The 12372-nt window shown below is 63.4% G+C and carries 8 protein-coding genes; 3 read left to right on the top strand and 5 right to left on the bottom strand.

Features of this window, described 5'->3' with window-relative positions; all coding sequences use genetic code 11:
- The first annotated feature begins 12 nt into the window (after window positions 1–12).
- Window positions 13–702, top strand: a complete 690-nt coding sequence (gene rpiA, locus KW832_RS19295; RefSeq protein ID WP_218301030.1) for a ribose-5-phosphate isomerase RpiA — start codon at window positions 13–15, stop codon at window positions 700–702.
- Between the two features lie 95 nt (window positions 703–797).
- On the opposite strand, the gene KW832_RS19290 is transcribed toward rpiA, so the two are convergent.
- The 5 genes from KW832_RS19290 to KW832_RS19270 form a co-directional block, all read right to left on the bottom strand.
- Window positions 798–1451, bottom strand: a complete 654-nt coding sequence (locus tag KW832_RS19290) for a DUF4124 domain-containing protein (protein WP_370108469.1) — start codon at window positions 1449–1451, stop codon at window positions 798–800.
- Window positions 1452–1527: 76 nt separating this feature from the next.
- Entirely contained in the window at window positions 1528–3597 is a 2070-nt protein-coding gene (locus KW832_RS19285) for a M3 family metallopeptidase (protein WP_218301031.1), read from the bottom strand.
- A 72-nt stretch (window positions 3598–3669) separates the two neighbouring features.
- The gene (folD, locus tag KW832_RS19280) at window positions 3670–4524 is read right to left on the bottom strand and encodes a bifunctional methylenetetrahydrofolate dehydrogenase/methenyltetrahydrofolate cyclohydrolase FolD (RefSeq protein WP_218301032.1); all 855 of its coding nucleotides are present in this window, start codon (window positions 4522–4524) and stop codon (window positions 3670–3672) included.
- A 72-nt stretch (window positions 4525–4596) separates the two neighbouring features.
- Window positions 4597–5223, bottom strand: coding sequence for a response regulator transcription factor (locus tag KW832_RS19275; RefSeq protein ID WP_007848524.1), 627 nt, complete (start codon window positions 5221–5223; stop codon window positions 4597–4599).
- The gene (locus KW832_RS19270) at window positions 5220–7781 is read right to left on the bottom strand and encodes a PAS domain S-box protein (RefSeq protein WP_218301033.1); all 2562 of its coding nucleotides are present in this window, start codon (window positions 7779–7781) and stop codon (window positions 5220–5222) included. The genes KW832_RS19275 and KW832_RS19270 overlap by 4 nt, the downstream gene beginning before the upstream one ends.
- A 167-nt stretch (window positions 7782–7948) precedes the next feature.
- Between KW832_RS19270 and aceE the strand changes: the two genes are divergently transcribed.
- Window positions 7949–10672, top strand: coding sequence for a pyruvate dehydrogenase (acetyl-transferring), homodimeric type (gene aceE, locus KW832_RS19265; protein WP_055395894.1), 2724 nt, complete (start codon window positions 7949–7951; stop codon window positions 10670–10672).
- A 17-nt stretch (window positions 10673–10689) separates the two neighbouring features.
- A complete protein-coding gene (gene aceF, locus KW832_RS19260) occupies window positions 10690–12357 on the top strand; it encodes a dihydrolipoyllysine-residue acetyltransferase (protein ID WP_218301034.1) in 1668 nt (555 codons plus the stop codon).
- Window positions 12358–12372: the final 15 nt, after the last annotated feature.

The following is a 12372-nucleotide window of genomic DNA, read 5'->3' as shown; positions in this document are numbered from 1 at the left end:
TGATTTTCTCCCATGACGACCACTCCTTCCCTGACCCAAGACGAACTCAAGACCCTGGTAGGCCAAGCCGCACTGCAATATGTGGTGCCTGGCGAGATTGTGGGCGTAGGCACCGGCTCCACCGTCAACAAGTTCATTGACGCACTGGCTACCATCAAGGACCAGATCAAGGGTGCTGTCTCCAGCTCGGTGGCCAGCACGGAGCGGCTCAAGGCGCTCGGTATTCCAGTGTTTGATGCCAACGAAGTGGCTTCGCTTGCGGTCTACATCGACGGTGCCGACGAGATCGATGGCAAAGGCCATATGGTCAAGGGCGGTGGCGCTGCGCTGACGCGCGAGAAGATCGTCGCGGCACTGGCCACGCGTTTTGTGTGTATTGCCGATGAATCCAAGCTGGTCCAGGCGCTGGGGCAGTTTCCCTTGCCGGTCGAGGTGATCCCCATGGCTGCCAACCACATTGCACGGCGTTTTACGGCGATGGGGGGGCAGGCGCAGCTGCGGATGCGGGATGGGCAACCCCTGGTGACCGACAACGGTCAACACATCCTGGATGTCCGTGGGCTCTCGATCACGGACCCGTTGGCGTTTGAATCCGACATCAACCAGTGGCCGGGGGTGGTGACGGTGGGGGTTTTTGCCCACCAGAAGGCGTCTGTCTGCCTGTTGGGCACCGCACAGGGTGTGAAAACGCTCACCTACTGAGCATGAACTCCTGAGCAGTTTTTCCGGCAAAGAAAAAGGGGCCTGAATAGGCCCCTTTGTTTTGGCAGTTGGCCGCGCGTTCCCGCACTCCGAGATCAGAACCGGATACCTGCGGGATTGCTGGGTGATGGCCCATCATTGACAGGTGCGGGCGGGCGTGCCCTGGACGGTGCTGCGGGCGCTGGGGCCGAGGCCGCTGCTGCGGGTTCTGCCGCCTTGACGGCCACCAATGGCGTGGGCGCTGGCTGGCGGTAGTTTCGGGGCAGTGCGGATTGTTTCGGGTAACCCGCAGCGTCCAGATACTGTACCCATTCCCCTTCGGAAAAGCCTGCGAGCTGCTGGCCGCCGATGGTGCCGAAGGGCAGGCCGGTACCGCCACTCAACCTTTGAAACGCCGCTATGTCTTCGTTGCTGGACACGGTGCGCTCGGTAAACGGGACACCCCGTGACGTGAGCAGGTTGCGCGCAGAGGTGCAGGGCGGGCAGTCGTTGCCGGTGTAGAGAGTGACCGGAAAGCGGTTGGCAACCTGGCGCAGCTCGTAGGGCAGCGCGCCGTTGGCAATAGCGGGCGCCTCGTTGGCCGTGCGGGCGGGCTGCGCGTTGGCATTGGCGTCGGCGGGAGGTCGGTCCGAAAACGTCACTTTGCCATCCGGGCCGACGATGCGGTAGACGCCTTGTGCTTGCACGCTGGCGCAGGCCAGTGTCATCAGCAAAGTCGCCAACAGGGGGGCGGTCAGTGGCTTGTGCATGTTCATTCTCCTTGCTCCTTCTTTGTCGTCAGGCCTGGGTGCAACGTGTGCATTTCAGGCCGTGGGTTCGGTTCGCTCAGGCAGTCGATTCTTCCGCCATGCCCTGGTGGCGCAGCAGGGCTTCCAGGCTGGGCTCGCGGCCCCGGAAGGCCTTGAACGATTCCATCGCAGGGCGGCTGCCACCGGCTTCCAGGATGGCCTGGCGGTAGCGGCGACCCGTTTCTATACTCGGCAGACCGTCGCTTCCAGCGGTTTCCTCGAAGGCTGCGTAGGCGTCTGCACTCAGTACCTCGGCCCATTTGTAGCTGTAGTAGCCAGCGGCATACCCGCCCGCAAAGATATGGCTGAAGGTGTGTGCCGTACGGCTGAATGCCGGGGGCTGCAGCACGGCCACTTCGCGGCGCACCTGGTCCAGCAGAGGCATGATGTCCTGGGCCGGGTCGTGTTCGGTGTGCAGCAGCATGTCGAACAGCGAGAACTCAATCTGTCGCAGCGTCTGCATGCCGCTCTGGTAGTTCTTGGCGGCAATCATCTTGTCGAACAGCGCGCGGGGCAGGGGCTCGCCCGTGTCCACATGGGCCGTCATGTGCTTGAGCACATCCCATTCCCAGCAGAAGTTCTCCATGAACTGGCTGGGCAGCTCCACCGCGTCCCACTCCACGCCGCCAATGCCCGAGACGTCGCGCTCGTTCACCTGGGTGAGCATGTGGTGCAAGCCGTGGCCGAACTCGTGGAAGAGGGTGATCACGTCGTCGTGGGTCAGCAGCGGTGGCTTGCCGTCCACGCCGCTGGCGAAGTTGCACACCAGGTGCGCCACCGGGGTTTGCAGCACGCCCGTGTCGGGGCGCAGCCAGCGTGTGCGCACATCGTCCATCCATGCGCCGCCGCGTTTGCCGGTGCGTGCAGGTTGGTCGAGGTAGAACTGGCCCACCAGCTGGGTGCCCTTATGGGCGCCCTCCGGGTGCGTGCGCTCAATGCGGTAGAACTCAACGGCTGGGTGCCAGACGGCGGCCGTGTCGCGCCGGATGGACACTTCGAACAGGGTTTCGATGATCTTGAACAGGCCCGCCAGCACCTTGGGCGCCGTGAAGTACTTCTTGACCTCCTGCTCGCTGAAGGCGTAGCGCGCTTCCTTGAGCTTTTCGGAAATGTAGGGCCAGTCCCAGGCCTGCGGATTGGCCAGGCCCAGGTGTTCGGCGGCAAACGCGCGCAGGTCGGCGATGTCTTTCTCGGCGTAAGGGCGGGCGCGTCGGGCCAGATCGCGCAGGAAGGTGATCACCTGCGCCGGTGATTGGGCCATCTTGGGTACCACGGACACTTCCCCAAAATTGGCGTAGCCCAGCAGTTGGGCCTCTTCGCGGCGCAGTGCCAGGATTTCGCTGATCAGCGCTGTGTTGTCGAATTTGCGTGCATCGCCCTCAGCCTGGTCGGAGGCACGGGTCACATAGGCGCGGTAGAGCTTCTCGCGCAGGTCGCTGCGCGCGGCAAACTGCATGACCGGCAGGTAGCAGGGCATCTTCAGGGTGAGCTTGTAGCCTTCCTTGCCGTCTGCCTGTGCTGCGGCCAGCGCGGCCTGTTGCACATCGTCTGGAATGCCTTCCAGTTCTTCGGCCGTGGCGTAGTAAGCGTAGGCGTCCGTGGCATCGAGGGCGTTTTCGCTGAACTTCTGGCTCAGCTCGGCCTGGCGTTCCTGGATCTGCGCAAAACGCTCCTTGGCTGCACCGGTCAGCTCCGCGCCACTCAACACAAAGTTGCGCACCGCGTTCAGGTGTGCCTGCCGCTGCTCTGCAGTCAGGGTGGCGGGGTCGATGGCCTTGTACTTGGCGTACAGGCGTTCATCGGCACCCAGGCGCGTCCAGAACTCGGTGACCTTGGGCAAGGCGGCGTTGTAGGCTGCGCGCAGTTCAGGGGTGTCGGCCACGCTGTTGAGGTGGCTGATGCTGCCCCAGGCGGTGCCCAGCCGTTCGGTGGCCACATCCAGCACTTTCGCAATCGCATCCCAGCGGGCTGGAAAGTCGGGTGAGGTGACGGTCTCCAGCGCGGCATTGGCACGCTCCAGCAGAACATCCACGGCAGGCGCCACGTCCTGCGGTGTGATGCGGTCGAAATGGGGGAGGTCCGAGAAGTCGAGAAGGGCGTTGCTCATGCGAAATCAGATGGCGCCAGATGGCGCAGGTTCAAGTTGCAAAGCCGCCGACATCGACAGCACTGACCCAGGTCAGTGCCCTGCAGTGCGCTCAGCGGCTTCGATGGTGTTCACCAGCAGCATGGTAATGGTCATGGGCCCAACCCCGCCAGGCACGGGGGTGATCCAGCCGGCCACTTCCTTGACGCCGTCAAAGTCCACGTCGCCGCAGAGTTTGCCGTCCGCCTTGCGGTTGATGCCTACGTCGATGACGATGGCACCAGGCTTGACCATGTCGGCTGTGAGCGTGTTGGCGCGGCCGACCGCTGCCACCACGATGTCGGCCTGGCGGGTGTGGTAGCCCAGGTCGGGGGTGCCGCTGTGGGTGACGGTAACCGTGGCGTTGGCCTGCAGCAGCAGCAGGGCCATGGGCTTGCCCACCGTATTGCTGCGGCCAATGACCACGGCGTGCTTGCCCTTGATGGTCTGGCCGGTGGATTCGATGAGCTTCATGCTGCCGTAGGGCGTGCAAGGCCGGAAACCTTCCAGCCCGGCCATGAGCTCGCCCGCGGAGAGGACCGAGTAGCCATCGACGTCCTTGGATGTCGCAATGGCCTCGATGACCTTGTGCGGGTCGATGTGCTTGGGCAACGGCATTTGCACCAGGATGCCGTGTACCGTGGGATCGGCATTGAGCGCCTCGATACGGGCCAGCAGCGCGGCTTCGCTCAGATCGGCGTCGTATTTTTCAAAAATGGAGCGCACGCCGCTGTCTTCGCAAGCCTTGACTTTGTTGCGCACGTATACGGTCGAAGCAGGGTCTTCACCCACCAGGATCACGGCCAAGCCGGGCTGGTGGCCGCGGGCGGTGAGCGCTGCAGCGCGTTGCGCCACCTCGCTGCGCAGTTGGCGGGAAAGGGCGTTGCCGTCGATGAGTTGGGCTGTCATGTCAGAGAATATGAGTCAAATTGGTCTCTAGCGCTTTATCAGCAAACGCGAGCAGCTATCAAAATGTGAGTTTCAACCCTTGGGGGCGTTCTGGCCGAGGGCGATCTTGAGCAGGTCGGCCACGGTGTTGGCGTTGAGCTTTTCCATGATGTTGGCGCGGTGCGCCTCCACCGTCTTGATGCTGATGCCCAGGTCGTCGGCAATCTGCTTGTTCAGGCGACCGGCCACGATGCGTTCGAGCACCTGGGCTTCGCGGCTGGTCAGCTTGGACAGCAGGGCATCGCGGCTGGCGGCCTGCTGGTAGCCGGCGAAGGCTTCGCGGGCGTGGTCGAGCATGCGCTCGACGAGGCCCACTAGTTCTTCCTCGTCAAAAGGCTTCTGGATGAAATCCAGCGCGCCTTTTTTCATGGTGTTCACGGCCATGGGCACGTCGCCGTGGCCTGTAATGAACACGATGGGCAGGGGGGACTTGCGCTCGATCAGTCGATCCTGAAGCTCCAGGCCCGTCATGCCGCCCATGCGGATGTCCACAATCAGGCAGGCGACTTCGCGGGGGTCGTAGCGTGAGAGAAAGGTCTCGGCCGAATCAAAGCAACGCACCCGGTAGTCCTTGCCTTCCAGCAGCCACTGCAGGGAATCGCGAACTGCCTCGTCGTCGTCCACAACGTAGACAGTGCCTTTTTTCGGAATCAAGCTCATGCAATTGTCCTTGGTTTTTGAATGTTTGCTACAGAATTTGTAGTGGCATCAGCAGGCTTGGCAAGCGGCAGCCAGAAGGAGAACTTGCAGCCCGTGACCTCGGATCCATTGTAGAGGTTCTCCGCAAGCATCCTGCCCTGGTGCGACTCGACGATGCTGCGGCACAGATTGAGGCCCATGCCCATGCCTTCTTCCTTGGTGGAGAAGAAGGCTTCGAAGAGGCGCTCCAGCACTTCGGGGGCCAGGCCCTTGCCGGTGTCCTGCACCGAGAATTCCACCACTTCGCGGTCTTCGACGTGTTTGGGCACCACGCGCAGTTCCACGCTGCGACCCGACGGTGGACGGTTGGCGTGCTGGATGGCTTCGGCGCCGTTCTTCATCAGGTTGACCAGCACCTGCTCGATCAGGATGGTGTCCACCATCACGGGCGGCAGGCGGGCGGCCACGTAGTGAGTCAGGCGCACGTTGTGTCGGCGCAGCTCGATGTCGGCCAGCTCCACGGCTTCGTTGACCATCGAATGCACGTCGGCCAGGGTGCGGTTGGGCTCGCTCTTCTTCACAAAGGCCCGGATGCGCTGGATGATCTGGCCCGCGCGCTGGGCCTGGTGGGCGGTCTTTTGCAGTGCCGTGAGCAGCGCTTCTTCGGTCAGCTGGCCGCTCTGGATGCGCGAGACCATGCCACTGCAGTAATTGTTGATGGCCGTGAGCGGCTGGTTGAGTTCGTGCGCCACGCTGGAGGCCATCTCGCCCATGGTGATGAGGCGGCTGACGGATTGGGCGCGCTCGGCCTGGCGCGCCGCCTGTTCCTCGGCCTGTCGGCGGGGGGTGATGTCGGTGGCAATCACCATCTGGGCCAGTCGGCCGTCCACCCAGTTGAGGTAGCGCGAACGTACTTCGAGCCACTTTCCCAGGTCGGGCAGGTAGATTTCGGCGTTCTCGGTGCGGGCACTGGTGAGTGGGTCGGTGGGCAGGCCCATGAGTCCGTCTTCGTCGTCCATGCCCGTATGCTCTGTGCCCGCCACGGGCACCACGCCCGCCTGCGCCACCAGCTGCAGGTGGCCGCCGGTCTGCGAGCCGAACCATTGGCGGTAGAGCTTGTTGGCGAACAGCAGTTCTTCGCTGCCCAGCGGCGCCACGGACACCGAGGCGTCCAGCGATTCCAGCACGATGGTGAAGCGCTCGTGCGATGCGGAAAGCTGTTCGCGGATGCGATTGGGCTCGGTGATGTCCGTCATCGAGGTCATCCAGCCCGTCTGCTGGCCGTGTGCATCGATCAGGGGCGACACGTAGAGCCGTGCATCGAAAAGAGTGCCGCTTTTGCGCCGCACCCGCACCTGGAAGCCGCCCACAATGGTTTTACCGGACAGTTCGTCGCGCAGCTTGGCGTGCAGGGCTTCGTGGTCGGAGTCGGGCCAATAAGGGAAGGGTGCTTTCAGGCCCACCAATTCGGCCTCGCTCCAGCCAGTCATCTGGCAGAAAGCGGCGTTCACATAGGTGATGCGGCCTTCCATGTCCAGCGCGCGCATGCCCGTCAGGATGGAGTTCTCCATCGCGCGGCGGAAGTTCGTCTCTGCGACCAGGGCCTGCTGGGCCTGCATGCGGCGGCGGGTGTGGCGCCAGGTGGCGATCAGCATCCAGGCCGTCATCGCGCTCAGCGTGCCCACCAGCCAGAACAGCCCACTGCCCACCACACCCAGCGAGGTGCGGTAGGCCTGCGCCTTGAGCACCAGCCCGTTGCCCACCGGGGAGACGGGCACCTCGTACTCGTTGGCTCGGGGTGACCAAGGCAGGAGCTGTGTGGCCGTGTTGCGCGGTCCCAAAGGGGTTCCGGCCAGCACCTGGTTCTTGCCATCGAGCAGCGTGACGGCGTAGCGCGCCAGCACCTCGGTCGGCGTGCCGTAGCGCAGCAGGCTGTCGATGGAGTATTCGCCCAGCACCACCCCGCTGAACTTGCCCTGGTTGTTCAAAGGCACCTGCAGCTGGAGCAGCGGGGTTGAATCGCCCGAGGTTGCGGCCGGCTGGGCGTACACCGGCTGTTGCAGGTCGCGGGCCAGGCCAAAGGTGTCGGCCGTGTCGCCGGATTTGAGCACTTCGCCGGCAATGCGCAACTCGCTGCTGGCCAGCGTGGGCGCTGCATGGCTGGCACGGATGCGGCGGCGCTCGTCGATCCACGTGATGGCCTGCAGTTCGGGGTATTGGCTGATCAGGCTTTCGGCACGGCTCACAAACTCCGTGCGTTCCAGCTCCTGGTTGGACAGGTCACGCGCAATGCGCATGAGCTGTTCCTGCCGCTCCAGCAGCCGCAGGCGCACACGCTGTTGCGCGTATTCCACGTCACGCCGTAGGGCTTCTTGTTCGCGCTCGGCCTCTTCGGCGCGCAAATACCAGAACGCCGCCACGATGGCGGCCAGAAACATCAGCACGGCAGCCAAGGGTGCCAGCGCCGCAAACCTGTCCTGCCGGGTAGGCGACAACCCGCGCCACCACTTGCGCCACCAGCGGGCAGGCGCTGCCACGACCATGGCTGTGGGGGAGGGGTGAGGGGGCAGGGAATCCATCCTTCAAGTGTAGGGGAGCCGCAGCCCGGAATCCGGAGCATGTGCAATGTGCGTTCGCAGCATTTTCTTGTAATATGAAATGCATGGGCACCATTTGAAATTCCAAAAAAATATGCGAAACTAGAGCCAACGTACTAAATTGCTGCTACACCTACAGGAGACAAAGCATGTCAGCTCAGCCCGACCCTCAGGCCGGAAACGGCAACGCGCCCGCCACCGATACCGACCAACAGGAAACCCGTGAGTGGATGGATGCGCTGTCCGCCGTCATCGACAAAGAGGGGGCCGAGCGCGCCCACTACCTGTTGGAGCAATTGCTGGAACACGCCCGCCAGAACAGCGTGGACCTGCCGTTCTCGGCCAATACCGGCTACGTGAACACCATCGAGCCCAGCCAGGAGGCGCGCAGCCCCGGCAACCTTGAAATCGAACAGCGCCTGCGCGCCTACATGCGCTGGAACGCCATGGCCATGGTGGTCAAGGCCAACCGCCATCACCCGCCCGAAGGTGGCGATCTGGGTGGTCACATCGGCTCCTTTGCCTCGCTGGCCAGCATGTTTGGCGCGGGTTTCAACCATTTCTGGCATGCCGAGAGCGAGAACCACGGCGGTGACCTGCTTTACATCCAGGGCCACGTATCGCCCGGTATTTATGCCCGCGCCTACCTGGAAGGCCGCCTGAGCGAAGAGCAGTTGCTCAACTTCCGCCAGGAAGTGGACGGCAAGGGCCTGTCGAGCTACCCGCACCCCAAGCTCATGCCCGAGTTCTGGCAGTTCCCCACGGTGTCGATGGGCCTGGGCCCGCTGATGGCCATCTACCAGGCGCGTTTCCTCAAGTACCTGCACGCCCGCGGCATCGCCAATACCGAAAACCGCAAGGTCTGGGTGTTCTGCGGCGACGGTGAAATGGACGAGGTCGAATCCCTGGGCGCCATTGGCCTGGCCGCGCGCGAGAAGCTCGACAACCTGGTGTTTGTCATCAACTGCAACCTGCAGCGCCTGGACGGCCCCGTGCGTGGCAACGGCAAGATCATTCAAGAGCTCGAAGGCGAGTTCCGCGGAGCGGGCTGGAACGTCATCAAACTCATCTGGGGCAAGGGCTGGGACGAGTTGCTCGCCAAAGACCATGATGGCGCGCTGCGCAAGCTCATGATGGAAACCAACGACGGCGACTACCAGGCCATGAAGGCCAACGACGGCGCCTACGTGCGCAAGAACTTCTTCGGCCGCGACCCGCGCACGCTGAAGATGGTCGAGCACATGACCGACGACGAGATCTGGAACCTGCAGCGCGGCGGCCACGATTCGCAAAAGGTCTATGCCGCATTCCATGCCGCTCAAAACCATGGCGGCCAGCCTTCCGTCCTGCTGGTCAAGACCGTCAAGGGCTTTGGCATGGGCAAGATTGGCGAAGCCAAGAACACGGTTCACCAGACCAAGAAGCTCAGCGACGAAGACATCAAGGCCTTCCGCGATCGCTTCAACATCCCGATCCCCGACAGCCAGCTTGCCGAACTGCCCTTCTACAAGCCCGCCGACGACACCCCGGAAATGAAGTACCTGCACGAGCGCCGCAAGGCCTTGGGCGGCTACCTGCCACACCGCCGCGTGAAGGCCGACGAGAGCTTCACCGTGCCTGCGCTGGACACCTTCAAGGCCATCCTGGAGGCTACGCCCGAAGGCCGCGAAATCTCCACCACGCAAGCTTACGTGCGCTTTCTCACGCAGCTGCTGCGCGACCAGGCCCTGGGCCCGCGCGTGGTGCCCATCCTGGTGGACGAAGCCCGTACCTTCGGCATGGAAGGCCTGTTCCGCCAGATCGGCATCTACAACCCCGCAGGCCAGCAGTACACCCCGGTCGATAAAGACCAGGTCATGTACTACAAGGAAGACAAGGCGGGCCAAATCCTGCAAGAGGGCATCAACGAAGCCGGCGGCATGAGCAGCTGGATCGCGGCGGCCACCAGCTACAGCACGAACAACCGGATCATGATCCCGTTCTACGTGTACTACTCGATGTTCGGCTTCCAGCGCATTGGCGACCTGGCCTGGGCGGCGGGTGACATGCAAGCCCGTGGCTTCCTGCTGGGCGGCACCTCGGGTCGCACCACGCTCAACGGCGAAGGCCTGCAGCACGAAGATGGCCACAGCCACATCCTGGCCAACACCATCCCCAACTGCGTGAGCTACGACCCGACCTTTGCGCACGAAGTCGCGGTGATCATGCACGACGGCATGAAGCGCATGGTCGAGCGCCAGGAAAACGTCTTCTACTACCTGACGCTGCTGAACGAAAACTACCCCATGCCCGGCCTGCAACCCGGCACCGAAGAGCAGATCATCAAGGGCATGTACCTGTGCAAACAGGCGCCCGCACTGCCCAAGGATGCGCCCACCGTGCAACTGCTGGGCAGCGGCACCATCCTGCGCGAATCGTTCTTTGCGCAAGAACTGCTTGAAAAGGACTGGGGCGTGGCCGCTTCGGTGTGGAGCTGCCCAAGCTTCAACGAACTGACCCGCGACGGCCAGAACGCCGAGCGCTGGAGCCTGCTGCACCCGACCGAAGAAGCGAAGGTGCCTTTCGTCACGCAGCAACTGTCCGCATCGCAAGGTCCCGTGGTCGCGTCCACTGACTACATGAAGGCCTACGCCGAGCAGATCCGCCCCTTCATCCCCAAGGGCCGTACCTACAAGGTGCTGGGCACCGACGGCTTTGGCCGCAGCGACTTCCGCAGCAAGCTGCGCGAGCATTTCGAGATCAACCGCCACTACATCGTGGTCGCTGCGCTCAAGGCGCTGAGCGAAGACGGCGTGCTGCCCGCCACCAAGGTGGCCGAGGCGATTGCCAAGTACAACATCCAGGCCGACAAGGTCAACCCGCTGTACGCGTAAACCGAACGGAGACAACAATGGCATTGGTAGACATTCAAGTCCCGGACATCGGGGATTTCGACGAAGTGGGCGTGATCGAACTGCTGGTCAAGGTGGGCGACACGGTCAAGGCCGAGCAGTCGCTCATCACTGTCGAGTCTGACAAGGCATCGATGGAGATTCCGTCCAGCCACGCAGGCGTGGTCAAGGAACTCAAAATCGCCCTGGGCGACAAGGTCAAGCAGGGCTCTGTGATTGCCGTGGTCGAGTCGGCAGACGCGGTTGCCTCAGCCCCGGCTGCTGCGCCAGCCCCTGCCGCTGTTGCACCCGCCCCCGTTGCGGCCGCTGCGCCAGCACCGGTTGCACCCGCTGCAGCCCCTGCAACTGCAGGCCCGGTGGAAGTGCGCGTGCCCGACATTGGCGACTTCAAGGACGTGGCCGTCATTGAGTTGCTGGTCAAGGTGGGCGACACCATCAAGCTCGAACAATCGCTGTTCACCGTCGAATCCGACAAGGCCTCCATGGAGATTCCGTCGCCCGCCGCTGGCGTGGTCAAGGAGCTCAAGGTCAAGATTGGGGACACCGTCAACATCGGCGACTTGGTGGCCTTGCTGGAAGGGGTGGCGGGCAGTGCGCCTGCTGCCGCTGCAGCGCCGGCGGCGCCGGCGGCGGCTCCCGCTGCTGCACCGGTTGCAGCAGCCGTTGCACCGGTCGCCGCTACGGCCTCCGTGCCCGCCCACCAGCCTGGCACGCCCACAGCGGGCCTGCCGCACGCATCGCCCTCGGTGCGCAAGTTCGCCCGCGAGCTGGGTGTGCCCATCGATGAAGTCAAGGGCAGTGGCCCCAAGGGCCGTATCACGCAAGACGACGTGCAGTCCTTCACCAAGCAGGTGATGTCGGGTGCCACCCAAACCAAGGCGCAGGCTGCCAAGGCGCCTGCCGCATCCGTTGGGTCTGGCGGTTCCGGTGTGGGCCTGGATCTGCTGCCCTGGCCCAAGGTCGACTTCACCAAGTTCGGCCCCGTCGAGCGCAAGGACCTCTCGCGCATCAAGAAGATCAGCGGCGCCAACCTGCACCGCAACTGGGTCGTCATCCCGCACGTCACCAACCACGACGACGCGGACATCACTGACCTCGAAGCCTTCCGCGTGCAGTTCAACAAAGAGAACGAGAAGAGTGGCGTGAAGGTCACCATGCTCGCCTTCATGATCAAGGCCGCCGTGGCCGCGCTCAAGAAGTTCCCCGAGTTCAACAGCTCGCTCGACGGCGACCAGCTGGTGCTCAAGCAGTACTTCCACATCGGCTTTGCGGCCGACACGCCCAACGGCCTCGTTGTGCCCGTCATCCGCGACGCCGACCAAAAGGGCATCGTCCAGATCTCGCAAGAGATGGGCGACCTGGCAAAGAAGGCGCGCGACGGCAAGCTCGGCCCGGCGGACATGACCGGTGGCTGCTTCTCCATCAGCTCGCTGGGCGGCATTGGCGGGCGCTATTTCACGCCCATCATCAACGCGCCCGAAGTCGCCATCATGGGCGTGTGCAAGAGCAGCATCGAACCGAAATGGGACGGCAAGCAGTTCGCACCGCGCCTGATGCTGCCGCTGTCGCTCAGCTGGGACCACCGCGTGATCGATGGCGCGGCCGCCGCACGCTTCAACGTGTACTTTGCCTCGCTGCTGGCGGACTTCCGCCGCATCGTGATGTAACGAAAGGGCAAGACA

Source organism: Acidovorax sp. sif0632 (genome assembly GCF_019218805.1).
In the GTDB taxonomy this organism is placed as follows: domain Bacteria; phylum Pseudomonadota; class Gammaproteobacteria; order Burkholderiales; family Burkholderiaceae_C; genus Acidovorax; species Acidovorax facilis.
The sequence above is the reverse complement of the archived record's forward strand: the minus strand, read 5'-3'. Positions and strand labels throughout refer to the sequence as shown.